At 48.1% G+C, this 26,044-nt stretch carries 16 protein-coding genes; 5 read left to right on the top strand and 11 right to left on the bottom strand.

The features are described from left to right. Positions 1–73: 73 nt before the first annotated feature. A complete protein-coding gene (locus KME12_11485) occupies positions 74–565 on the bottom strand; it encodes a hypothetical protein (GenBank protein ID MBW4488400.1) in 492 nt (163 codons plus the stop codon). A 158-nt stretch (positions 566–723) separates the two neighbouring features. Next, positions 724–1,902: a VOC family protein gene (locus KME12_11480; protein MBW4488399.1), complete on the bottom strand. Its 1,179-nt coding sequence runs from the start codon at positions 1,900–1,902 to the stop codon at positions 724–726. 239 nt (positions 1,903–2,141) lie between these two features. Between KME12_11480 and KME12_11475 the strand changes: the two genes are divergently transcribed. Beyond that, entirely contained in the window at positions 2,142–3,053 is a 912-nt protein-coding gene (locus KME12_11475; protein MBW4488398.1) for a DUF4115 domain-containing protein, read from the top strand. Between the two features lie 3 nt (positions 3,054–3,056). Here the strand turns inward: KME12_11475 and KME12_11470 are convergent, their stop codons facing one another. After that, positions 3,057–3,848 (bottom strand): hypothetical protein, encoded by a 792-nt coding sequence (locus KME12_11470; protein ID MBW4488397.1) that lies wholly within the window; start codon positions 3,846–3,848, stop codon positions 3,057–3,059. Between the two features lie 140 nt (positions 3,849–3,988). Further along, on the bottom strand, positions 3,989–5,440 hold the full coding sequence (locus KME12_11465; protein MBW4488396.1) for an NYN domain-containing protein: 1,452 nt from the start codon (positions 5,438–5,440) through the stop codon (positions 3,989–3,991). A gap of 227 nt (positions 5,441–5,667) precedes the next feature. Here KME12_11465 and KME12_11460 point away from each other — a divergent pair, with 227 nt between their 5' ends. Beyond that, on the top strand, positions 5,668–7,176 hold the full coding sequence (locus tag KME12_11460; GenBank protein ID MBW4488395.1) for a UbiD family decarboxylase: 1,509 nt from the start codon (positions 5,668–5,670) through the stop codon (positions 7,174–7,176). A 50-nt stretch (positions 7,177–7,226) separates the two neighbouring features. Next, positions 7,227–8,375 carry a hypothetical protein gene (locus KME12_11455; protein MBW4488394.1) on the top strand — a complete coding sequence of 383 codons (1,149 nt, stop codon included), beginning with the start codon at positions 7,227–7,229 and terminating at the stop codon, positions 8,373–8,375. A 145-nt stretch (positions 8,376–8,520) separates the two neighbouring features. Here KME12_11455 and KME12_11450 read toward each other — a convergent pair whose 3' ends face one another. Together KME12_11450 and KME12_11445 are read right to left on the bottom strand one after the other, a co-directional pair. Then, a complete protein-coding gene (locus KME12_11450) occupies positions 8,521–8,877 on the bottom strand; it encodes a type II toxin-antitoxin system PemK/MazF family toxin (GenBank protein ID MBW4488393.1) in 357 nt (118 codons plus the stop codon). Continuing rightward, positions 8,871–9,104 (bottom strand): hypothetical protein, encoded by a 234-nt coding sequence (locus tag KME12_11445; GenBank protein MBW4488392.1) that lies wholly within the window; start codon positions 9,102–9,104, stop codon positions 8,871–8,873. Before KME12_11445 ends, KME12_11450 begins: the two co-directional genes overlap by 7 nt. Before the next feature lie 320 nt (positions 9,105–9,424). Between KME12_11445 and KME12_11440 the strand changes: the two genes are divergently transcribed. After that, the gene (locus KME12_11440; protein MBW4488391.1) at positions 9,425–10,177 is read left to right on the top strand and encodes a sulfite exporter TauE/SafE family protein; all 753 of its coding nucleotides are present in this window, start codon (positions 9,425–9,427) and stop codon (positions 10,175–10,177) included. A gap of 7 nt (positions 10,178–10,184) precedes the next feature. On the opposite strand, the gene KME12_11435 is transcribed toward KME12_11440, so the two are convergent. The 3 genes from KME12_11435 to miaA form a co-directional block, all read right to left on the bottom strand. Then, positions 10,185–10,961 carry a carbonic anhydrase gene (locus tag KME12_11435; GenBank protein MBW4488390.1) on the bottom strand — a complete coding sequence of 259 codons (777 nt, stop codon included), beginning with the start codon at positions 10,959–10,961 and terminating at the stop codon, positions 10,185–10,187. Between the two features lie 207 nt (positions 10,962–11,168). Next, positions 11,169–11,834, bottom strand: a complete 666-nt coding sequence (locus KME12_11430) for a cold shock and DUF1294 domain-containing protein (GenBank protein ID MBW4488389.1) — start codon at positions 11,832–11,834, stop codon at positions 11,169–11,171. Positions 11,835–11,959: 125 nt separating this feature from the next. Then, the gene (miaA, locus tag KME12_11425) at positions 11,960–13,108 is read right to left on the bottom strand and encodes a tRNA (adenosine(37)-N6)-dimethylallyltransferase MiaA (GenBank protein MBW4488388.1); all 1,149 of its coding nucleotides are present in this window, start codon (positions 13,106–13,108) and stop codon (positions 11,960–11,962) included. A gap of 128 nt (positions 13,109–13,236) precedes the next feature. Here miaA and gyrB point away from each other — a divergent pair, with 128 nt between their 5' ends. Next, on the top strand, positions 13,237–15,177 hold the full coding sequence (gene gyrB, locus KME12_11420; protein ID MBW4488387.1) for a DNA topoisomerase (ATP-hydrolyzing) subunit B: 1,941 nt from the start codon (positions 13,237–13,239) through the stop codon (positions 15,175–15,177). 330 nt (positions 15,178–15,507) lie between these two features. On the opposite strand, the gene KME12_11415 is transcribed toward gyrB, so the two are convergent. Together KME12_11415 and KME12_11410 are read right to left on the bottom strand one after the other, a co-directional pair. Beyond that, on the bottom strand, positions 15,508–20,088 hold the full coding sequence (locus tag KME12_11415) for a pre-peptidase C-terminal domain-containing protein (GenBank protein MBW4488386.1): 4,581 nt from the start codon (positions 20,086–20,088) through the stop codon (positions 15,508–15,510). Between the two features lie 367 nt (positions 20,089–20,455). Further along, the gene (locus KME12_11410; protein ID MBW4488385.1) at positions 20,456–26,038 is read right to left on the bottom strand and encodes a tetratricopeptide repeat protein; all 5,583 of its coding nucleotides are present in this window, start codon (positions 26,036–26,038) and stop codon (positions 20,456–20,458) included. Positions 26,039–26,044 lie beyond the last annotated feature (6 nt).

The following is a 26,044-nucleotide window of genomic DNA, read 5'->3' as shown; positions in this document are numbered from 1 at the left end:
ATTCAGAATCACTCTAGGGGGTAGTTAGCGTTTGTTGGTAGTCCACGCGGCATTGAACCGCTAAGACTGCCCGCTATCCCGCCCCTCCTTGCTTTGCTGAAGGAGGGGATAACCGCGAGTTAGTTTTGATGTAGTCGTCGCCGAGGCAGTAGCAGCGATTGGCCGGAAAGAACCGCTCTAAGTCGTAGCGTTCAAAGACATATTTCAGCTCCCAAGTGCGGCGCATAGTCATGACGGCAATGTCAGCGCCTGCTTGCTGAATGCGTTCCAAGGCGGCAACTGAACCGGGGATCAAGCTGTCATAAGCCAAGTAAGGCAAAGTATGAACAGTGGTACGGCGCAATCGGGCAAACTCGACTGCTTGAACTTCGTCTAAGCCAGAGCGCAGCCCAATTTGTTGTTCAGGCACCCGCGATCGCTTGAGTCGCCAAAATTCTGATTTGGAAAGGAGTTGCACTGCTTGCCCAGGGCGTTTTGTCTGGTTCAAGCAATATTGGTAAACGAGGTAGTACCGATCGGAAACATCCATGATCGGACCATCAAAGTCGGTAATGAGCCTTAGCATTGGCAGAGCGAAAAGATTCTGTTAACTTTTTTACACGGTCCTGCAAACCGAATCACCTACCTACGGCTGGCTAGGGTGTCTGCCATAGGGGCTGATTTAAGGTTAAGAGCCAATACATTTCTGTTAAGGCTCGATCCCCAAACTCTCTCAAAAAGGGGTTAAGGGCGACGTCTCATCTGTTCTCGCTCTACCGCTTCAAATAAGGCGCGAAAATTGCCTTCACCAAATCCTTGCGCCTTTTGCGCTTGGCCGTTCCGGCGGTAAACTTGGCGCTCGATCACCTCAAAAAAGAAGGTAGGCTGTCTAAAAATTGGTTGGGTAAAGGTCTGTAGCAATAAAGCTGGAGAAACTTCTGATTGCCAATCTACCAAGATTTGTTGCTTAGTCACCGCTTGCCAATCTGTGGCCGCTGGGTCAAATCCGGGCCGCTGTTGGAGTTGCGTATAGTAAGTTGTGGGCACTGATAGCAGGGATAGCTCTCTTTGTCGCAGTTGAGCGATCGCCGCCACAATATCATCCGTTTGCAAGGCAATATGCTGAATTCCGGGGCCACGATTTAGGTCGAGAAATTCTTGGATTTGTGAACTTGCAGACGTGGGTTCGTTAATCGGCAATTGCGCTCCCCCCTCCGGATGCACCAACACTTGGCTGCGCAGCCCGGAATACTTGGTTTGAATGGCAAATTGCTGTTGGGGTTGAAACCCCAAAACTTTCTCATACCAGGCGATCGCGGGTTCCAACTCACCAACGCCAACGTTCAAAACGGCGTGATCAATTTGGGTGAAAGTGACCTCGGAGGCATCAACCTGCCTACCTTGCTCCTTACCTTGCTCCCTAACTTGGCCTTGGGGTTGAGATAGCGCTGGATCGCTCACCCAAGGCATTGCTCCTCGCACTAGAGCTGACTCCAACCCTAAAGGCAACAGTGACGTTAATCCAGACCGCTGCACCAGAGTGTGACGCAAATTGCCCCAAGCTGCGATCTGGCCCCACTGAAGGCACCCTTGCCCTAGTTGCTGTTGCACTGGCTGCTGTTGCCTAGGCTCTAGGACTTTGGCCTCCTGAGCGATCGCCTGAGCCATTACCGTTGCCAAATCCTCAACCAGAAAAGCGACATCCACGACACCAGGGGGATGCTGCTGCAAAAACTGAGCTACAGGGCTGACAGTGCTGAGTGGAGAAGACAGCGCAAAGTAAATCGAGCCTTGCTGTACCACTTCTGTAAGGGTGTGTGAATCAGCGATCGCCGCTACCGCTTGAAACCCCAAAGTTTGAGCAAACCAATCGCGGCAGGCTCTAGCATCTTCTACGTAAAAGTGGACATGATCAATTTTCATAACTCCTAAAGTTCAGTCCCCAAGCCTGCCTGTAAATTCTCCCCTTGTTTGTTGAAATCAGCGTTCTCTCTGAAGAAATAATTCTGTTTATGGGCTTGAGCAAAAACTAAAATCCAGCAGTTAAATGGTTGATTATGTTTCTTTTAGCTCCCTAGGCTGGTATTCTGCTGAAGAAAGGTAGTGTTTAGTCGCTAGGTTCTCTATTACAAGCCGTGTGTAGCCTTGGGTAGGAAAATCCAGTGAATCGTTTAGATCCAAACCAAGTTGAAAAGCTGCAAGCCATTAGCACTCAGCTGCGCCAAGCGCGTGAAAAACAGGGTATGACCCTGGAGCAATTGGCTGCTAAAACTTATATTTCGATGGGGGCTTTGCGGGCTTTAGATGCAGGTCAGGTTGATTTATTGCCCGAACCTGTGTTCATTCAAGGGTTCATTCGTCGCTACGGTGATACCGTGCACTTAGATGGCACTGCGTTAGCTCAGACCTTCCCTTTAGAAATAGCTCCCCCCCCACCTCCGGAAGATTCAGAATCAACGCTTGATACCAAGTCCTCTATAGCGGAGAAGGCAGAGAACCGATCCCGTCTCATTGGGTTGGCGGGAGGGGCGGCGTTAGCGATCGCAGTACTATTGCTGGGAAGTATGGCGCTTCTGAACCGACCCAAAACTGTAGTACCCAACTCCCAAACCGAACCTCCAGCTCCAAAATCAACAGCTCCGAAATCAACAGCTCCGAAATCAGCAGCTCTAAAAGCATCCTCTACCCAGGCACAAAACCAAGCAGCAAAACCAGCAGCTTCGCCAAAACCAGCGACTGCACAACCCCCAAAAAAATCAACTCAGCCTGTAGCTGTGCCTGCTCAGCGATCTACTTCTCCTAGCTCTGCGGTCCCCATTGAAGCTGCCCTCAACGTGACTCAAGAATCGTGGGTGCAAGTGATTGTGGACGGCAAAACAGCCTTCGAGGGGACTCTACCTCAAGGGACTAAAAGAACTTGGACCGCTAAGAAAGAGTTAACGTTACTAGCGGGGAATGCGGGTGGCGTGGTGGTGGCCGTAAATCGCAACTCTGCTAAGCCATTGGGCGAAGTAGGGGAAGTGAAGGAAGTAACCTTTACGCCCGAGTCTCTCGCTCAACCGACGCAGCTTTGAGTATCAAACTTTAACGGCTAAGGCTTGGTTGCTACAGGTAGCTTTGTAAGTACCCGCAGCATACTGATCCAGATGGCGGAAGAGGGCTACAGGCGGCACGACACGGCAAGTAAAAAACTCCACAGCAATGCGGCCATCCGGAGCATTTGCCACCTTAGGCGTGAGATCTTTAGGAGCTTCTTTGCGCCACTGCCAGTTGAGTTGGGGTGGCACTGCATTAATCAGATGGTGATGGCTCCACTCGCAGTATTTTCCTAGCACGCCAAATTCTTGCAGTTCTCGCCTCAAGATGGAAGCGATTAAATAGGACGAAGCAGAGCGATCGCCTTCTACGGCCTCCATGAAATCTGCCAAGGCACCACTCGGTTGGGGCGGCTGAGCGCGATCGCCACTATTGGCTAGAGCTTTTTCTAGTTGAGCTGTAGTACTAAACTCTTCTGGCAAAGCCCAAATCGACCCATCTCCCCCTTCTGGGACTCGATATAAGTAGCCAGCTAAGCGAAAGTTTGGTTTTAGCTTTAATCCTGGTAACTTCAGCAAGGTTGCCCCCGGATTCACCGCACTGACGAACCAACGCCCTTCTGTGTTGGGTGAAGACGTTTCTTCTTCAGGAATACTGGCAAACTTAAACAAATCGCCCAGCGCATCTAAGGACTCTGGCTCTGGCGGTTCTTCGCTGTTGTCAAATAGAGTTTGAGGCTTGGGGTAGTTCTCTGATTCTGGAAGTGCCAGGGTACTTTTGATGTACTGCCTGACTTTCTGTACGGCTTCAAGCGGGAGTTTTTGAATGGTCATAACGGACGTCGCACTTGCCAGAGGGGAACCTAAAGCGCTCGATCAGGCGCACAGATCTGGCCCTATGCTACCCACCACACAGTCTGACACGGCATTCGAGAGACATAATTTATTATTTAAGGGCTGAAAACTAGGAATAGTTACTTTTGAGTTTTTGCAGCGATCGCGATGCGCCACTCTTTTTGCTTCAATTCCACTTTGAATAACTGGGAACTTTTTAAGAATTTAATTAAAGTACCACCAGTTTTCAGTTTCTCTTTAATCACTGTGTTGGCGGGCTGACTATATTTCTTACTGAAAGCACTACCAAACAATGCTAAGGAGATAGAAACTTCTTTGGATTCCATCATCAGTTCCTGCAATATTTCAATAAATATTTTTTCTAAGTCCGCAGGGGAGTTGATTTTAGAAATTTTTACATCGTGAGCAGACTTGGATTTATCCACTGCTCCTTCTGAAGATCCTAAATCCTTTGTGACAACAGGAGCATTTGCTTGAAATAGAGTGATATAAAGACTACTTTTTGGATCAGACAACTGATGGACAACAAAATGTTCAGGATGCTCAGTAAATAGCTCCCTTGCTTTCTTGCCCGGAAAGTATTTTGACATCATCTGGCTGATTGTAAAGCTGCTTTCTTGTTGAAAAATCTTAGAAATTTTAGCTAACTCAAGCCATTGCTCTCCAGTTTTCCGTTGCTCATCCTGCATGATTTGCTTCAGGTGAACAATGCAATCCCTTAGAGGGGGTATTTCTAGAGGCTTTTCAGGATTAAAAGTTTCGGTCTTGCCTGTTCTATGATTCAAAACCTGAATGAAGTTTTCCTTCTTGTGAACTAAATATACTGTTAGTCCATGAGTTTTCAAGGTAGTGCAGAGGTGCGTCATCACTTTGTCGGAGGAACAAACCAAAACTTCCTTAGCAGTTGGATAATGGACAAAAATGGATGAGCCTACTGTTGCCATTTTGACATCAGCGCTATCTTTACCCGCTGGAACATGAATTAATTCATAGCCTCGCTTATGCAATTCCACATCCTGCTTTCCCATATTTCGCCAGTTGGCAAAAGCAATTTTGATCTGAATGGGGTGAGTGCAATTTCGGGCTAAAAACTGTTCAGTTTTGGCATCGATTTGTAAGTTTTCAGCATCTAGCAACAAGATTGCGATCGCAGATGACGTATTTGAGTCTGAATTAGTCTTTAAATCATTTACAGGCTGAGATTTACTACCATTTCCACTTTGCAGCTCAACTTTTTGGGTTGGATCTAATGGAGATAACAGCTGTGAAAGCTCTAAATTTAATTGAGCGAAGTTAGAACTTTCTAAGGCAATATTTCCTAAAAAGACCTGTAAGATTTGCTGAACTTTTGGTCGAACCGTAGCAATATGATTAACGTTGCCTAGGGCTGCTTCTAATCGCGGCATCAGTGCTGATTGGTGGCGATCGCTATTCCAGGGTAGAGCACGATATTTTTCTAGAAACAACCCAGGCTGCTGTTGGTGAATTCGAGCAAGACATTGATAGATAAAGATACTAATCTCTGCTACCGGAATCACTTTCTCTCCAGAATTCAACTTGGCGTGAGTCAATTTCGTCCTCCACGAAATACGGATTTATCAATACTGCTACACTGGCCTGCTCGTCTAATACGCTGATTCAGCAGTACGAATCTTACGATTTAGAGTTCACTCAATGCCCTACTTTCGTAACAGTCTGACCTTACTTCGCCAATCTGAGAGCTTGAATCCCCATTCACCATCGAATAGTGACCAGGTTTCGCCTCATAATGAGAGAGGACGGTTTACACATCTTAATCATGGCGAGAGACCTACGAGGATTCTTAAAACAGTTAGAGCAGCGAGGGCAGCTAAAACGCATTTCTGCCCTGGTTGACCCAGACTTAGAGATTGCTGAAATTTCTAACCGAATGTTGCAGCAAGGCGGGCCAGCCCTACTGTTTGAGAACGTCAAAGGTTCTCCCTATCCAGTCGCTGTCAACACAATGGGCACGGTGGAGCGCATCTGCTGGGCTATGAACATGGAGCAACCCGAAGAACTAGAAGCTTTGGGTAAAAAGCTCAGCATGTTGCAACAACCCAAGCCACCTAAAAAAATTGCTCAAGCGGTAGAGTTTGGCAAAGTTTTGTTTGATGTGCTGCGGGCTAAACCAGGACGAGACTTGTTTCCCCCTTGTCAGCAAGTGGTGCTCCACGAAGATGAATTAGACCTCAATCAAATTCCCATGATTCGCCCCTATTGCGGCGATGCAGGCAAGATCATCACGCTGGGCTTGGTGATTACCAAAGACTGCGAAACGGAGACTCCTAATGTCGGTGTCTATCGGCTGCAACTGCAATCGGACAAAACGATGACGGTGCATTGGCTATCTGTGCGCGGTGGGGCGCGGCACTTACGCAAAGCGGCAGAGCGAGGCAAAAAGCTTGAAGTGGCGATCGCGCTGGGTGTAGATCCACTGATCATCATGGCGGCAGCAACACCCATCCCAGTAGACCTGTCAGAATGGCTGTTTGCAGGGCTGTATGGTGGCTCTGGAGTCAATCTAGCGAAGTGCAAAACCGTTGACCTCGAAGTTCCGGCAGACTCCGAATTTGTCTTAGAAGGCACGATCACCCCTGGAGAAATGCTGCCTGACGGGCCTTTTGGCGATCATATGGGCTATTACGGCGGGGTAGAAGATTCGCCCTTGGTTCGCTTCCACTGTGTCACTCAGCGCAAAGACCCGATCTACCTGACTACGTTTAGCGGTCGTCCGCCCAAAGAAGAGGCGATGATGGCGATCGCGCTTAACCGCATTTACACCCCAATCCTGCGGCAACAAGTTTCTGAGATTGTCGATTTCTTTTTGCCGATGGAAGCCCTCAGTTACAAGGCAGCCATTATTTCCATTGACAAAGCTTATCCGGGTCAGGCACGGCGGGCAGCGTTGGCGTTTTGGAGTGCGTTGCCCCAATTCACCTACACCAAATTTGTGATTGTGGTGGACAAAAGCATCAATATTCGCGATCCGCGTCAGGTGGTGTGGGCGATTACTTCCAAAGTTGATCCGGTGCGAGATGTATTTATCTTGCCGGAAACGCCTTTCGACACGCTCGATTTTGCTAGTGAAAAAATTGGTCTGGGCGGTCGGATGGGCATTGACGCCACGACTAAGATCCCACCAGAAACCAATCACGAATGGGGCGCAGCGTTGGAGTCTGACCCAGATACCGCAGCAATGGTCGATCGCCGTTGGGCAGAATATGGTCTCGCAAATTTGCAATTAGGAGAGGTGAATCCGAACTTGTTCGGTTACGATATGCGCTAGCCACTCTCTAGTTTTGAGTCTAGATTTGCGATCGCTTGAGACCCCTGAGCATGGATTGGAAAACATTGCTGAGATCCCAACAGGCTGACTTTATTAAGCGGTTCAAGTCTGGGACAGAAAATCTGCTGTTTTGCGAAGTCGAAAATCAGTTTAGTGAATTAGCATTTGTCAGCAATCAAAGGCTTAAAAAGCTCCGAGATGCTTGCTGGCTATTGGCTGAGCGTTACAAAAACACGGCCCCCGTGCATGATGTGTTTATCAATCATCTAACTGGGAAGCTGGGTGAATCTGTCATTAAAAGGCAGTTGAGTAATTTGGTCGCGAAAGGTAGCTATCGCGATATTACAGGTAATGATACGAGCACAGCTTTTGATGCTCGACAATGGAAGCTATTTATTACTTATATTCGCAGCTATCAGTATCTCAGTCGCTACTTAACTGGGGATTTGTTTCCTATTGGCTATTTGCGTTTAGCAGCCAATCCAGCAATTAGTATCCAGGTTAAAGCTTCGCACACCAAAGCTAATAAAATTCAGTGGGTGGTTAGTAAAGATGAAGTTGAAAAAAACTCTGTAGTGGTTTGTATTTGGATTCGGGAAGAAGTGAATGAAGCTCAACCCGAATATCATTTATTTTTAGCGGGTTTCCTGCCGACTGGAATGATCCAGTTACAAGATGGTCAAGCCGTATTGGGTTTAGAAGACCTGCTTTATGGTGGGGGATTACGCAGTTTTATCGAATTTATTCAAGCTCAATCCTTACAGTTCAACTCTCCCAAAGCTCAATTGGATTACACCTCAGAAGTTACTAGTTCTTCACTCTCTATCCAAATTGGTTCGTGGCAATATCCTCTATCTTGGGAGCAATTAACCAGTTTAGAAGTTGCGATTCAAGAGTTAAAAGCTCAGAAACAAGAGCCTCAGATGCCAGCGTTACCTCCGCAACCAAAAACAGAGCTACCTTTAGACTTGAACCAGCTCTGGCAAAAAGTCCTCAGCCAGTTACGGCCTCCTAGTACTCAGTCTTTGCTACGTCAACAAAGTCGCCTCTTATCTTTTGATGGTCATCAAGCCAGAATTGGCATTAGCTCTAGTGCCCTATTTCGGGTAAATCAACGTTGGTTACCCAAAATTGAAGAAGCTTTTAATAAGACTTGTCAGCATCAAGTAAAGGTTAGTCTTGAGGTGATTTCTGATTAAGATTTATTCTTATGTATTAATGCTTGGTATTAGGTAGTTTTAGTAGTAATAGATCCTAAAACCAATTCCTCTAAATAATCGTTTTTCATGAAATAATAAAGCGATCACTTTTTTTAAGGACTGAGTAAGAGCGATCGCAGCTTATTTATTCTTGATTGGATAAACCGAGAATGATAGCTAGGGCATCTCCTAATTCCTGCATATAACTTTGATCTAAGCTGCCAATCAATCGGATGATTCTAGACTTATCAGTTACTCGAATCTGTTCGCATAACAATACTGAGTCTTGGCTTAAACCTCCTATTCCTGCTGGCACGAAGACATGGGAAGGTAAGAGCTTACGTCGTATCTTGGTTGTAAATGGCGCAACGATAGTGTGAGGACTGGCAGCATTTGCTCGATCAATTTGCAGAATAACTACAGGCCGAATTCCTGACTGCTCTGTACCTACAACTGGATTTAGATCGCAGAGCACTATATCTCCTCGACTAACGACTACCAACTAATCTCTCCATTCGCTAATTGTTCTTCATAGTTTTCTAAATTACTTAGATAGTCCGAAAAGTCAGATTCAGACAATTTTGTGGTTTCACTAAACTGCTCCCACAGCCGCCAGCGATCGCTGTCATGCTTCATTCTCAAAAAATCCACAAAATCGTTTACTTCTCGAAGTAGCGGTTCTGGTAGCTGAAGAATCTTGTCTATGGTTTTATCGTAAGGGGTTGGCATTTCTATGATTGCTCTCACTAGAAATAATGTATCTTGAATCTTCTTAAAGAGTAGCGTTCGTCCCACTTCAAAGCTATAAGAAAACGATCGCCTTTTCTCAGCCCTTGGAAAAAGCGATCGCAGGGACTTTTAGTTGCTTAGAAGATCAAACCTTGACCTTGTTTCTAGCTTACTGAAGGAAAAAGCGATCGCCCTCCTGCCGCTAGCTCACCCAGTAAGGTGAGGCGATCGCACTGAGCAGAAATTTTACCCAAATAACTCACAGTGGAAGTAAAAGCATGAGAATGTAAACACTAGGTTAAAAGTTGTTTAACATTCTCATGCTCATCCTGTGTTTAGCTGTTGCGAGTCTTCTTGCTTGGTTTATTAGTGCTTTGGCAGGTGGCGGCAGTCCTTTGGTGCTAATTCCAGTCGTCAACTTTTTCCTAGAAGCATCCGCCGTTGCTCCCGTGATCACCATTGGCATGTTGCTCGGCAATGCCCAGCGAGCTTTGTTATTTTGGCAGCATATTGACTGGGAAATGACCCGCTGGTACTTACCAGGAGCGATCGCCGGGGCTTTACTCGGAGCCTACACCTTTACCCAAATTCATGTGGAATGGGTGCAATTCCTGATCGGCTTATTCCTACTAGCGACGGTGCTGAGCTACGGGTTGAGCAAACAAGAACGCACCTTCACGGTTCAGACTTGGCAGTTTTTACCCGCCGGATTTTTCCATGCCTTTATTTCTGGCCTAGTGGGTAGCAGCGGGCCAGTGATGAATCCGTTCTACCTCAACTATGGCTTGGTCAAAGAGCAAATGTTGGCGACAAAAGCAGTGCATGTGATCGTGGTTCACATTGCCAAGTTATTTGTCTACGCCGCCTTTGGGGTACTGAAACCAGAATATTTGGGATATGGTTTGTTGATTGGGTTGGCGGCGGCTCCCGCAACTTGGGCAGGGCAATATGTTCTCCAAAAAATTAGCGATCGCCAATTCCGTCAATTAGTGATGGCGAGTATGGCGATCGCAGGTGTGCTGATGTTGTGGGAGCAGCGTGATTTAATGACGTTTTGGCAGGGCGTCCATTAAACAGAGACTAATAGGAACCACGATAGATCCGGTGAGCTTGTTCGCGGGGTAGCCAGCCATAAGCAGACAGCTCATCTTCTGGGAAAGCGCGAGTAGGCTTTGGCTCTGGAGGTGCAGGTCTTGATTCAGCAAACGTAAAGTTGGGTGCGGTTCTCGACGAGATTTTGCTGTGAGGAGGCAAAAATTCATGCTCCTCTGGATCGTAGGACAACACTTCTCCACTTTCGATACTGTATACCCAACCGTGGAGCGCCAGCTTGCCTTCGTGGAGTTTGGAGTGGATCACCGGGTAGGTTTTCAGGTTTTCTAGTTGGGTAATCACGTTTTCTGCGATCGCCGATTCTAACAGTTCTTCCCCTTCGCGATCGCTGTAATGATCTCTCATGAGGCGGCGCGTGGCTTCGGCATGTTTGAGCCATTCGTACACTAGGGGCATATCTTCTTCTAGGCTGCTGAGCTTGAGTAAGCCTTTCATCGCCCCACAGTGCGAGTGACCACACACAATCACTTGCTCAATGCCCAAGGCATGAATCGCATATTCTACGGCTGCGCCTTCTCCACCATTCGCGGCCCCAAAGGGAGGAATCAAGTTACCTGCATTACGGATGACAAACAACTCCCCTAGTTGAGCTTGGGTAATCAAGTTAGGATCAACCCGGGAATCGGAGCAAGCGATAAACAGCACTCTCGGCTTCTGACCCTGCGAGAGCTGTTCAAACAGGTCTTGGTGTTGGCTGAAATATCCGGTCTGAAACTCCCGCAGACCCTTGATCAATTTCTTCATAAAAGCGGCTCGATTCCCGTCGTAGGTAATTAATTTTAGTTGGTTTCAGCCCCAACTCTGATTAATGTTCCTAATCAAAGGCTTTAGCGAATTAGAACGCTCAGAAGTTTAGCCAGGGAGTTGTAATGAAGCGATCGCCCTGTTGCTACGGAACCTGCTGTAGAGATATTTTCTCCTGTGGAAATGCTACGCAGATGCAAAACGCCCCTATGGACTGAGCAGAGGGATCAGTGTTTCTCTAAAGAAGAACCAATATAGCCAAAATGTGATGTGGAGGGCGGCGATTAGCCAAAACACAATTTGATAAGAGGTTTTTCTAGTTTTATGACGAAATTTTTGTTGAGCCACAAAGCCTCCTAACCATCCACCCAGCAGTTCGCAGAAATGCAGTGTATTTTCTGGAACCCTCCATTGTTTCTGCTGAGCACGAGATTTGTCAGTGGCATACAGGCAGAAAGTAATCAGGCTCATGACAGGATAAAGAATGAAAGGAATGACATTAGCAGTTGTCAATGCAAAATGGACTGCTCCCACGCTAGGTAGTAAAGCTAAAAGCAACGTTGCTACAGTTGATTGTGCCGACCAGGCTCTAGGTTGTGGTCTTGCTCCTGCCTTTGTCACAAAAGATGGAGAGTGGAGTGATTGCTTAGGAACCACTCCTTGAATAGAAGCGTTGGAAGCACGGGCTTTTCCGTTTTGCTCAACGCTGAGCTGATAGTAAATGACATCCCCTACTTGAGGTCGGCGGTTTGCATCCTTCAAGGCAGTGATATGGAAGAAAACTTGCTCGTTACTATCACTAGGTTTGATGAAGCCAAAGCCGCGATCATCCTTCCATGTCACCAACTGACCTTTACGCAAAACGGGTTTCATTAATTAGCAGCCAGTGTATAACTGGTTGTAATATGCCCATCATTTCAGGTGCGATCGCCACTCCAGTACTTCAAAATTTAGTACAATAGAACTATAAATCTTGGTTGTTTAGTGATCTGAGAAGGCTACAGAGTAGCGATCGCGGATGCTGACTTTTCCCAAAATTGCTGCATCTGCTGCCAAACTTGTTCTACCAAATCAGAGGCATCAGAATCGAACCACGTAATAGTGGGATCGGCGTGAAACCAGGTGCGTTGGCGCTTGGCGAACTGTCGGGTATGCAACACCGTTAAATCTCGCGCCTGAGTCAGGGAGATTTCTCCAGCTAGATATTGCTTAATCTCTTGGTAGCCCAGAGTGTTGAGCAGAGCTAGGTCAGGGCCATATTTATTGCACAGGGTTGTCACCTCATCGACAAAGCCAGCCGCAATCATTTGATCCGTGCGCTGCTCAATCCGACGAGTCAGGCGATCGCCCTCTGCATCTAGCCCAATCTGCAAAATCGGGTAATCAGGTGGTTTTTCTCCCTGTTGGGCGGATATGGGTTGGCCTGTGGTGTAGAACACTTCTAGCGCCCGTAACGTCCGAACTTGGTCATTGGCATGAATTCGGGTTGCTGAAGCTGGATCAACTTGTTGCAGAAATGCGTAGAGTTGTTTCTGGCCCAACGCTTGGAGTTGCGATCGCAATTCTGGTTGTGGCGGTACGCGAGGAATAATCAACCCTTGCACCACCGAGCGAATGTAGAGACCTGTGCCGCCGACAAGAAAAGGAATGGGGGAAGGATGAAGGATGAGGGATGAAGGATGAAGGGGAGAATTTGTTTCTGGTAGGGTTATTGGCCCGGAAGCTGAAGGAGCATCAGAATCAGCAGAATGAAATTTATTCATCCCTCTTCCTACGCTTCGCGAACGGCAGAGCCGAACATCCCTCCGCTTTCCCTTCATCCCTCCTCCTTCATCCTTCATCCTTTCCCCTTCCCCCTGATGAAACTCATCAATCAAGGCTTGAGCCTGCTCTTGGTAGTCTGCCAGAGTTAATGTTTGGGTTGGGTCACAAATGTCTATTAAATAGTGAGGAATTTGTTGTTGCTCGGCTATTGTGGGTTTGGCGGTGCCGATGTCGAACTCTCGATACACTTGGCGCGAGTCAGCGCTGAGGATGGCCGCAGATTCTAAGCGTTGGGCTAGGGCGATCGCCAGCCCCGATTTCCCCGATGCAGTGGGGCCACAAATCACAACCAAACTCGGCACCTGTATCACGTTTTGATCCATCCCTACCATAAAGCTCGCTGGAAACGCCTCTAAAATCGCTTATAACCCTTTTGTGCTATAATTTTGATAGATTTTGGTGTCTTGAGGCTTGATCGAGCTTCAGACCTAATTATTGGAGCGCTTCATTCATGACAAGCAATTACGGTGCCGATCAGATTCAAGTCCTTGAGGGTCTTGAGCCAGTCCGTAAACGACCGGGTATGTATATCGGCAGTACGGGACCGCGAGGACTCCATCATTTAGTTTACGAGGTCGTTGATAATTCTGTTGATGAAGCGCTGGCAGGTTACTGTAAGCACATCCGAATTGACATTAATGCTGACGGCTCAGTCACCGTAGAAGACGATGGCCGAGGCATTCCGACCGACGTTCACCCCCGCACGGGCAAGTCGGCGTTGGAAACAGTCATGACGGTGCTCCATGCAGGCGGTAAGTTCGGTGGTGGCGGTTATAAGGTTTCGGGTGGCTTGCACGGGGTAGGCATTTCGGTGGTCAATGCCCTGTCGGAGTGGGTAGAGGTAACAGTTCGGCGCGATAAGAAGGTTTACACCCAGCGTTTCGAACGCGGCGTGGCAATTACAGAGCTAACCGCTCAACCCACGTCTGAAGACCGTACCGGAACAATGGTTAACTTTAGGCCAGATGAGGTCATCTTTACGACTGGCATTGAGTTCGACTACATGACGCTCTCTGGTCGGCTTCGGGAACTGGCCTACCTGAATGCAGGTGTAGAAATTACGTTCACGGACTATCGCTTAGAACTGGTTAAAGGTAACGAACCTCGCTCTGAAACCTACTTCTATGAAGGTGGCATCCGGGAATACATCAGCTACATGAACCGGGACAAGCAACCACTCCATGAAGAGATTATCTATGTGCAAGGCGAGCGCAACAATGTACAGGTAGAGGTTTCTCTGCAATGGTGTACTGACGCTTATACCGACAGCTTGCTAGGCTTTGCCAACAATATCCGCACCATTGACGGTGGGACTCACCTAGAAGGTCTCAAGGCGGTGCTGACCCGAACTCTGAACAACTTGGCTCGTAAGCGCAATAAGTTGAAAGAGAATGACCCTAACTTAGCAGGTGAGAACATCCGGGAAGGCTTGACGGCTGTGATCTCCGTTAAAGTGCCCGACCCAGAGTTTGAAGGCCAAACTAAGACCAAGTTGGGCAATACAGAAGTCCGGGGAATCGTGGACTCTCTGGTGGGAGAAGTCCTGACTGAGTATCTAGAGTTCCGTCCTGGGGTTACGGACAGCATTTTAGAGAAGGCGATTCAAGCGTTCAACGCAGCCGAAGCAGCTCGGCGGGCGAGAGAATTGGTGCGGCGAAAGTCGGTGCTAGAATCTTCAACCCTACCCGGTAAGCTGGCGGATTGTAGTTCTCGTGATCCTAGCGAATCTGAGATCTTTATTGTGGAAGGAGACTCTGCGGGTGGCTCGGCTAAGCAAGGCCGCGATCGCCGTTTCCAAGCAATTTTGCCGCTGCGAGGCAAGATCCTCAATATTGAGAAAACCGATGATGCCAAGATCTACAAGAACACTGAAATTCAGGCGTTGATCACGGCTCTAGGTTTGGGCATCAAAGGAGAAGAGTTTGACTCTTCTCAATTGCGCTACCACCGCATCGTGATCATGACGGACGCAGACGTAGATGGCGCACATATCCGTACACTGTTGCTCACCTTCTTCTATCGCTATCAGCGATCGCTGGTGGAGCAGGGTTTCATCTATATTGCTTGCCCTCCTCTCTACAAGGTGGAACGGGGCCGCAGTCACTACTACTGCTATAGCGATCGCGAGCTGGCTAACTTAGTGCAGCGTGAGTTTCCCGCGAATGCTAACTACACAATTCAGCGGTTTAAGGGTTTGGGCGAAATGATGCCCACCCAACTCTGGGAAACCACGATGAACCCAGAAAGCCGCACGCTGAAACGAGTAGAGATTGAAGATGCTGCGGAAGCTGACCGGATCTTTACGATTTTGATGGGCGATCGCGTGGCTCCCCGACGTGAGTTTATTGAAACCTACGGGCCAAAACTGAACCTCACCGATCTCGATATTTAATCTCCTGTCGGTTCGCTCACTAAGTGAAAACTTATCTCTCACTAAGAGAAGGGTTTGCGAGGTGCGGTTGAGTACCCCAGCTTAGCCGCATTTTATTAAGGCAACCTAGCCCTCTTTTATCACTCTTCTCAAAGAATATTTAGAATGGAGACAGTGCCTGTTCTGCTCCATCATCAATGCCTGCATCCAGAGAACTCTGGTCAACGATTCAATTTGTGGATGAATACTACCACTACTTTGAAGCCGTATTTCCTGGATGCATAGTTATGAAGCGTTCAATGCCCCTTAGAACGCCTCTATCTACCACGAACAGCGAGTGGCAGCCTCATCTTAGGACCAATAGACAGGTGCATTTTGATTAAAGTTGTAGCCAAGGGAGCCTAATGTACTCCATGAAGTAGGCGTAATGGATTCATTCAATCCAGAGGTATTCATGAGGCTATATCCGGACTCATGATCAAGTCCTAGAGTATGACCAATCTCATGCATTGTTAAACGAACTAGTTCGTTCTTTGTCAAGCTATCGATTTTATAGCTGTTGTAGTTGATACGGTTATGATAGTTACCTCCTGCAATGTCAACCTCCCGGTACCTACCATCTGCTCCATAGCCGTTACTATAGTCACTACGACTATTCTGTGCAGGATCTACAAAAGCCTCAGCCCACGCACCTCCCCATGATTCTCCACCCATCGCAGTGAACCCTTCGGTAAGGGCAATCTTTAGCGATCCAGTAATATCTTTGTCTTTTGTAAGTATCCTTTCCCAATTTTCCACAGCCTGCTGAATAGCTGACGTTTGGAAAGCAGTAAAAGAGCCATAGACATCATGGACTTGGATATCAATGTCAGGATTAGAAACCTTAGCCCAAGAGAGGTCGAAATTAGCAGCAATACCCTGCTCAAAATAGTGGAAATGTAGATCATAGCGGCCAGATGGAAGAGTATACTCTTTCTCTAGAGCACCGTAAGCTGGCGTCCATTCATTTTGAGGTGTAATGTAGTACCACTGACCTGTTGCATGGCTTTTAGCTGAGATTTGAAAGCCGTCATCACCCTGTACTCGGAACTTATAAGGGCCTCCATCAAAGTCAGCCCATGTATAACTACGGACGGCGAAGAAATCATCAGGTAAACGGCTTCCATCAGCATTTAAAGCACCATTGCCTAAATCAAACTTAATTCCTTTTTGCCCATCACTACGAGTATTAGAACCCAAGTTAATGCCGCCGATCTTGTAAGCATCGTTCGTATAAAAATCAAGGGGAGGAGTGCCACTTTGATTTCTATCCCATGTGTGGACAGTAGAGCGCCATTGAGTTGCTTCATCAACTGCATCTTGGAAAGGCGTTGCTGGCATCAACTCAAACTTTAAACTGGCAAGACCAGCATTTTCATAATACTCAACGGTAATTGGGGTTGTTCCGCCTGCCCACCGAAAGTAGCCTGAATGAGGAGCTGGACCTTGATCGACCCAGGAGTCAATAACGTTTAAATTTCCTACTTTGACACGAACTCCATCATCTGAACCAACTCGTACCTGGTAGAGGCCAGGGGCAAGGTAACGGGTAGATGTTACACGGGCAGAGAAGCTATCGGTCGGAACAGCAGTAGATCCAAGACGGGTAGTAGGAGAATCACTTCCCCACTGGCGCTCAAAGTTTTGGCTACTTCCAAAGCTTTCAATAAACACAGGAGAACCTGATAGGTTACGGTTGTTGTAGTACTCAGCCCTCCAATTGCTTGCTTCTGGATCAGCTTCATAATAGTCTTGCCCAAACTGGGTACCTGATGTCCGCGCTGAGTCTATGTGATCTAGCTCACTACCTAAATAATTAAGGCCAGAGGGCTGAACACCCTGGGTGTATTTGTAGGGAGTGAAGTGCTGCACTGCACCATTATCTCTATCTATATAGTCATGAACGAAAACTCTACCTGCCTCGTTAGTAAGGCTATCGTTGTAGTCCTCAACTGCATGAACTACATATTTGCCATTCAATCCGATCTCATTATTGATAGCTCTAGGGTCAAACAACTCACTATCAAGATATGAGCCATCTGCTACAGTTACGGTGTACATCCCAACGGGGGCAATGACACTGCCACTATAGCTATCAGCCATGCTGTAGTTGTTTGCGTTGAAGTTGTAATAGAACCAGTATTTTTTCAGGTCAGACTGGAGTGTAAAATTCCTGTCGGAGTAGTCAAAGATGTTGTTATTGGTCGTACTAGCGATTCTGATTTGGTAATCTGAAGCACTAGGTAAATTAGTCGGTACGGCCCAAAGCTCACTGCCATCACTCAAGGTAGAGCTGTTGATGGTGCTGTAGTAAACTCCAGCTTTGTACAGGTCAAGCTTGACGTTCTCAGTGATGTTGTCTGTCCAAGTGATGTTGTAGTTCAACCCTGCTTGGAAGGTTTCTCCTCCATTTGGGCTGGAGAGAGTGACGAAGGAAGCTGGAGAAACGGTGAAGTAGCTGTTGCCAAAGTCATAGAGAGTGCCATTAGTGGTGCTGGCAATTCTAATTTGATAGTCTGAACCACTTGGCAAGTTAGTCGGTACGGCCCAAAGCTCACTGCCATCACTCAAGGTTGAGCTGTTGATGGTGCTGTAGTAAACTCCAGCTTTGTACAGGTCAAGCTTGACATTCTCGCTGATGTTGTCTGTCCAGGTGATGTTGTAGCTCGACCCTGCTTGGAAGGTTTCTCCTCCATTTGGGCTGGAGAGAGTGATCTGTGAAATGGGGGCACCAAAATTTTGAGTCCAGTAGTGATTCCAATTGACATTACCTGTGTCATTGGGCAAGTAATAGTAACCCACTCCGATATCTCTTAGACTCGAATTTAGAATATTACTTCGATGTCCAGAGCTAAACATCCAGCCCTCAATAGCTGTCTCAGGATTTGAGGGGCTAGCATAAATGTTTTCCGCAGCCATTGACCATTGGTAACCTGCTGTAGTGAAGCGTCCACCAGCGGTAGAGCCATTAGATCCTGTATGGCTGTAAAAGTCGTTGAATGCCATATCTTGGCTATGAGCCTGGGCCGCAGAAGATAACTGAGAACTATTAGTCAGGGTGCTTAAACCAGACTGAGTACGATAGAAATTAGTAAGCTCAATCACACGATTTGTGAAGCTAGTTGAGCTTGAAGTATCTAACAAACTCAGGCTATAAGAAGTAGTTGTTCCAGCAACCCCAGGCAGGACGCGGATGTAATAAGTACCTGCATTGAGGAGGCGGCTAATCGCTTCTACGGTCGTACCTGTGTTTGCACCTACTTGACTTCCATAATTAGTCGGGCTGTGAAGCACATTGCCATTACTATCAAGCAATTGTACGTTTGCATCTCCAGTCATGCCGTTCAATAGCAAGCTGACACTACGAGTGTCGCTCAAGGCAAAACGGTAGTAATCGTTGGGATTGGCACTGCTGATAGAATCACTAATAGTCTGCAATCCACTGAGCGTTCCCAGATCACGAGCAGCAGGTTCATTGTCGTAAAGACTAACTGTAGATGTAGCCGTACTACCTAGTGTGTAAGCACTGCTGGAAGTAAGAGAAAGGATTATAGTCTCAGTGCCCTCGGGGAGGCTATCATCAATTACATTAATCGGTACGGTAATACTTGACTGCCCAGCAGGAATCAGAATACTGCCTGTTAAGTTAGTGTAGTCAATATTATTAGTTGCAGTCCCTGCAACACTGTAGTAAACAGTCAGTGCATTTGCAGTACTTCCGGTACGAGTTATAGTGAATTGGCCAGGAATAGCACCTTCTGTCGCGTTACTATTTGCTCCATTGGGACCTGCAATTGTAATGTAGGGAATTGCCGTAGCCGCAAGGTTTAGGTTGTAATTGCTGCTACCTGAATATTGATAAACCTGCAGGTAATAAGTACCTAGATCTAGAATGCGATTAATTGACTCCGCTTCTGTACCACTGGAGCTTGAGCTGTGAAGAACTTGTCCGCTACTATTCAGCAAGTTGACATTTGCATTTGCAGCCAAGCCATTCAGCACCAGGTTAAAGTTACTGGCACTGTTTAAGCTGAAGCGATAGTAATCGTTTGCATCACCGTAGCCGACGAAGTCAGTGAAAGTGCTCGTGCTAGAGCTTATACCTATGCTACGAGCTGCGCTTATAGTGTTACCTGCGTAGTCAGCACCTGGCCGTCCTTCCCGCTGACCAGACTTTAAGAAGTGCTCATAGGCTAGTTGATTATTCAAGCCTGCTGCCCGCAGGTCGGAGTTGTTGGCAAGATAAACTTTTACGTTGAAGGATTCTGATGAGGCCAGTCCCTCTCTGAGTCCATTAGATTGAAAATGTGTCAGCAACTGCTGATTACTAAGGCCAGCGGCTGCCAAATCTGGATGAACAGTCTTATAGAAGTTTGTGTTAAAAGTTGAAATAAATTTCCGTCCTTCCTTAAGACCAACAAGCTCTAGGTGTTGTAGTGCTAAAACTCGATTGCCACCATAAGCTTGATTGACGTCAGGATTGACAGCCAAATAATAATTAATATCAACAAATGGTGAAAATTGGCGTCCCTCAGCGACACCATTAGTTCGTAAATGATTAAAAGCTTGTTCTTTATTACCCGAAAAAGCTTGATTGACGTCAGGATTGACAGCCAAATAATAATTAATATCAACAAATGGTGAAAATTGGCGTCCCTCAGCGACACCATTAGTTCTCAAGTGGTCATACAGTTGCTGATTGCTAATTAACCCTGCTGCTTTCAAATCAGGATTATTAGTACGATAGACTTCAAGGCTGACAAATGGTGAGAATTTTCGTCCCTCATTAAGACCATTAGCTTGAAAGTGCTGCCAAGCTTGCGCGTCTGTAAGACTCGCTAAATCTGGATTAGCAGCACGATAGAAATTGACATCAAATAAATTTACTGCCATACCAAACTCCAGGTAAAAATAGATACATAGCTACTGCCGTTGCATCTATTTTTGCTTAAGGAAAAAATCCTGAAATGAATTTCAGAAAAAAAATTGAAAAATTTATACTAGTGTTTACTTGGGGAAAATTACGTACTTAGTACTATCAAGTGTGGATAATCCGCTGCTGTGAGATATCAGCTCGGCAAAGTAAATCCCAAAAGCAATTTCAATAGAATGACAGGCGTGGTTGCCGCCATTCTCATGCCAACATCCTCAAAATGCTGTCCCATCAATCTTTGCGAGATGTAGACCGCTACCAGTGGTTGTTAGAAATTGAGGACGATATTTGCAGAGCCAGCGATCGCCCATACGTAACTTCTTCTACTTACAAATGCAAACCTGTGAGACAGCGTTGCACTTGTTTTTCCCAGGTCCAATCTTGCATGAAGCGGGCGGCGGCTTGGCCTTTGGCTTGAGCGGTTTGGTAGTCGGTGTAGACCTGTTCTAAAGCTTCGACGATCTCTTCTACATCTGATTCGCCCCAGCCTTCCACGCCTTGGAAGATAGGAATGGGTTTGGCAGGTTTCTGGTGGGTGAGGACGTAACAGCGATCGCTCCCAACTAAGTCTAAGTGGCCTGTATTGGCGGAAAGAATCGTGGGTAGGCCGCAAGCCATACTTTCCATTGCTACTAAGTTGGTGCCACCTTCCGCTCGGTTGGGAAATACAGCGACATGAGCTTCGCGGATAATTTGCCCGACCATATGATTGGGAATCGGGCCAACATCAACACAGGCATCAGCAGGGATACCGTTTGCGGCTAGCCATTCCACCACTCGCAAGCGGCCATCTGTATAAATGGCGGGTAAGCCTTGCACATGGTTTGCTTGATCTAGACCCAGCATGAATTGGGGCCAAAAGTTGTGCCAAGCGGTAAGTAGCAACGCCTCTGGGTGGCGATCGCGAAATACCTTAAAAGCCGCAATTACAATATCTTGGCCTTTACGGTACTCTAGTTTGCCTCCCGAAAAAATTACAAAGCGATCGCGAAACAGATTGGCTCTAGGCGCAGGATGAAAAATTGTGGGGTCAATGCCTTGAGGGGCGGTGTAGACATTCGCTAAGCCGTAGCTCTGCAAGACTTGGGCGTTCCAGGTTGAGCCTGCCACGATCGCGTCATAGGTTTTAGCTTTTGCAATGGCTGCTGGTTTTAAGGCTGTATCTTCAAAAAACACCACCCCAAAATTGCGCTGGCCTGAAACTCGTGACAACAGCTTGGAGTCAAAATCTTTCCCTAGCGCGTGAAAGATCGGGATATCTAAGGAAACTTGTTTATCTGGGTAATTAGCTAGTAGATTCTGCAAATTTTGCTGTTGGGCGATCGCAGGACGCAACAGAACTTGGTGCAGTGGATTCAGGAGTTCTGAGGTGACGGAGGCGGGAGTCAGCAACATGGGCGCGAAGTTGGGATGCTGCTGCAACTGGAGAGTGAAGTTGATGCCATAGACGCCCCAGCCAGTCATTAAGCTCAGTTGCCAGCCAATCCCAATCGGTTTAATCGTATTCATCCTGGCAACTGGCGGAGGGGTAGAGGCGGCAGGGATAGATGGAGTCATGAATGAATCTGGGGGCGGCAGGTCAGGAGTAGAAGGAATGAACTGGGATGATGAGGTGTCTACTAATGTTTGTAAGGTCTTGTGGACACGGGCAATCACGTTGGCCCAGTCACCTAATTGCTGTTGACGAAATAGCCGCATCGTCGGATACCAGGGGCTATCTGATCGCGCTAGCATCCAGCGCCAATCGGGGGCGAAGGTGAGCAGTACCCACACAGGCTTGCCCATCGCGCCTGCTAAATGAGCCACAGAAGTATCTACTGTAATCACTAAATCAAGTTGAGCGATCGCGGCGGCAGTATCCGCAAAATCCTGTAACTGCACACTCAAATCTTCTACGGTTGCACCGTCACTGCTGAGTTGGGCAAGTTCTGCGGCTAGGGCATCTTTCTGCAAACTGTAGAAGCTGATGCTTGGAAGTTTCAGCAACGGTTGAAAATAGTGAGGCGCACAAGAGCGGTGATGGTTGTTTTGATTGGTACGGCTACCTGACCAAACCAAGCCGACTTTCAAATGGCCCGCAGGAGCGGTGAGTTTTACGGTGGACTGAGCTGGCGGGAAAAGATAGGGGACTGAATCAGGCACAGTGTCTACCGTGGTGCCAAACAAGCGTGGCAAGCTCAGCAAAGGTGTGTGTAGATCAAAGGCGGGCAGCGGAGTTTCTTGCGCCACGAGTTGATCGATGCCAGCCACCTTAGATAAAAGTCGTAGCAGGGGGGCTTGGCATTCTACAATCACCCGTCCGCCTCGCTTGGCTACCAAAGCGGCATATCGGATGAATTGAATTGTGTCGCCAAAGCCTTGCTCAGCGTGCAGCAAAATGGTTTGCCCTTGTAAGTCGGAGCCATCCCACAGCGGTTGAGCAAAAGGTCGAGGCCGTCGGTGGGGTCGTCGCCAGCGCCATTCGTACTCGGCAAATCCCTGCTGGAAATCGCCTGCCAGGAGCCAAGCTAAAGCCCGATTCCAGTGAGTTTCAATATCGTCAGGATTGGCTTCTAAGGCGTGGTTATAAGCTGCGATCGCCTGCTCTACCTGACCTTGCTGACGGTAAATTAAACCCAAACTGATATGGGCATTACTAAAGTTGGGGTTAAGTGCTAAAGCCTGTTGACAGTGGGCGATCGCCTCAGTGAAGTGACCTTGTTCTCGGAGCGTGGCGCTGAAATTGGCATGGGCTTCGGCAAAGTAAGGAGCGATCGCCAAGACTCGTTCGTAATAGGCGATCGCTTGGTCAAATTGGCGTTTCTGGTGAGCGAGGACTCCTAGTAAATGCAAGGCATCAAGTTGGTTGGGGTCTTGCTGCAACACCTGAAAATAGATGGCGGTGGCTGCCTCTAACTGGTTAGCTTGGTGTCGTTGCATGGCGGTGGCGATCGCGCCTTCAGGATCGCTCAGGGGCGTGGGTAGACGACTCGCTAATAATCCCCGCAGTGCTTGACCCACACGCTCGATTACCTCTGCCCAATTTCCTGACGAGGTTTGCCGAAATAGCCGCATTGTGGGGTACCAAGGGCTATCTTCTTGCTCAGTGAGCCAGCGCCAATCGGGGGTGGTGTCGAGTAGTAACCAGACTGGCTTTCCTAATGCTCCAGCTAAGTGGGCTACAGACGTATCGATCGCAATGACTAGGTCAAGTTGGGCGATCGCGGCGGCGGTATCCCCAAAATCTTGTAACTGCGAACTCAAATCTTGAATCGAAGTTGAGTCAGGTAATTGGGCTAAGTCAGCAATTTGTGGGCCTTTTTGCAAACTGTAGAATGCCAATCCGGGCAGTTCTAACAGCGGTAAAAAGTGCTCAAGGGGACAAGAGCGTAGGTGATTGTGGAGATGGCTGGGATTGCCCGACCAAACGAGGCCCACTTTTAATTGAGTTTCCGGCGGGGCAACTAACGTGAGGCTAGAGGCTGGAGGCTGTAAGTAAGGCACTTGGGCAGGAATGTTTTCTAGTCTCGTGCCTAAAATTCTTGGCAAGCTTAACAGCGGTGCATGAACTTCAAACGCAGGGATAGCCTGACCCTCGACGATTAGCTGCTCAATCTGGGGCATGGGCCGAATCAACCCTGCCAACTCTGGCTGGCAAGCCACAATGATGCGACCCCCTTTTTGAGCGACTAGAGCCACATAACGAATGAACTGAATAGTATCCCCAAACCCCTGTTCTGTATGAATCAGAATGGTTTTTCCCTGTAATTCGGAACCATCCCAAATCGGTGGTTTGAAGGCTTGCGGCTTCATGTCTGGCCGTCGCCAGCGCCACTCATATTCCTCAAAGCCTCGCTTCAAATCTCCAATGCGTAGCAGAGTGACTGCTTTGCCGAAGTGCGCATCCACATGCTCAGGATTAACACTTAGCGCTTGTTTGTAGCAATCTAGAGCTTCGGCATAGCGACCTTGTTCCTCCCAAATGCCCCCTAGGTTGTTATGAGTCATGGCGAAATGGGGGTTCAGCGCGATCGCCTGTTGGTAGTGGGCGATCGCTGCTTCCACCTGACCTTGCTCTTTCAACGCGACCCCCAAGTTGTGGTGCAACTCAGCCGCTCCAGGGTTGAGCGCGATCGCTTGTTGATAGTGTGCGATCGCCGCTTCAATCTGCCCGATTTGGCTGAGGGCCACGCCCAAGTTGCTATGAGCTTCTGGAAAGTCGGGTTTGAGTGCCAATGCTTGTTGATAGTAGGCGATCGCCTCAGTAGTGTGTTTTGCCGAGGCAGCTAGTGCCCCCCGTAACTGCCAAACTTCGGCTTGATCGGGTTGCGCTTCTAGGATTTGCTGATACAGTGCCTCTGATTCGGCCAAACGACCCGCTTGGTGGTGTTGAATGGCTGTTTTTAGGAGTGCCGCCCCATATTCACTTGGTTTCGACAACTCAGTTAAATTCTCTGCATTTGGCCCCCCTAACCCCCCAATACTGGGGGGAACTAGCTTCTTAACCTCTCCCTTTGTGGAATGTCCGGTAGGGCTATGAATTGGGGGATTGGGGGGGTAGTGCAAGGAGTTAAACTGCATTCCAGCTTTTCTCTCATGAAGTGCCTCTCGTAGTGTTGCTACCACGCGCGCAAATACGCCTGCCCAATCGCCAAATTCGGTTTGGCGAAACAACCGCATGGTGGGGTACCAAGGGGTGTCTTCTCGCTCTAGCATCCAGCGCCAATCGGGAGCAAATGAAAGTAACACCCATACAGGTTTGCCTAAAGCTCCGGCTAGGTGGGCAACTGCCGTGTCTACCGTGATGACTAAATCGAGTTGCGCGATCGCCGCTGCCGTATCGCCAAAATCTTGTAACTGTGGGTTTAAATCTTGGAGGCGATCGCCTGCACCCAGTTGTGCCAGTTCTTCGGGTTGGGCGGCTTTTTGTAAGCTGTAAAGTGTCACGTCGGGAATATCTAGCAAAACCCGGAAGTCACTGGCTGTACAAGAGCGATTGTGGTTGTTGCGATTTTCTGGATTGCCTGACCAGACAAATCCCACTTTTAACTGCGTCCCTGGGGGATCTGTGATCGCAGCCGGGGAGCGAGGTACCTGGAGGTAAGGCACCTGGGTGGGCACCGTTTCTAGAGTAGTGCCGTGGAGTCGAGGGAGGCTCATCAGCGGTATCTGCACATCGAATGCAGGCAGAGCTTCTCCTTGAGCCACCACCGCTTGCACCCCTGCTACCGTTTGGACTAAGCGAACCAGAGGCGCTTGACACTCCACCACCACTTGACCGCCTCTCTCTGCGACCCAAGTGGCGTAGCGAATGAATTGGATCGTGTCGCCAAACCCTTGCTCGGCATACAGCAGAATCCGTCGTCCTGCTAGATCTGAGCCATTCCAGAGGGGTTGAGGAAAGGGGCGTAGTTGTTTGCCCTCGCGTCGCCAACGCCACTCATATTCCGCAAAGCCTTGGCCCAATTCTCCACCCAACAGCAAAGCTAGCGACCGATTCCAGTGTGGCGAGACAAATTCTGGCTTCAGCACGATCGCTCGGTCATAAGCTGCGATCGCTTCAGCCACTTTGCCTTGGTGCCGTAGGGCATGGCCTAAGTTGTTGTATGCCTCTGGATAGGCAGATCTAAGGGCGATCGCTTTTTGGTAGATGGCTACAGCAGCGGCGTATTCTCCATTCGTTACTAGAGCCAGTCCTAAATTGTTGTAGATGTCAGCCACATTAGGCTTGAGGGCGATCGCTCGGCGGTAGTAGGCGATCGCTTCTGCAATGTGACCAGACTGGTAGGCAATTAACCCCAGACCATGCAAGGCGGGAAAATAATCAGCCTGCTGTTGCAAAATTAAGCGGTAAAGCTGCTCGGCTTGTTGTAACTGTCCAGCTTCATGATGCTGAACGGCACTCACAAGCGCTTCACGGATAGTTGCCATGCGGCT

The organism is Trichocoleus desertorum ATA4-8-CV12, assembly GCA_019358975.1.
Classification (GTDB): domain Bacteria; phylum Cyanobacteriota; class Cyanobacteriia; order FACHB-46; family FACHB-46; genus Trichocoleus; species Trichocoleus desertorum_A.
Note: the sequence above shows the minus strand (reverse complement) of the source record. Positions and strands in the feature narration are given on the sequence as shown.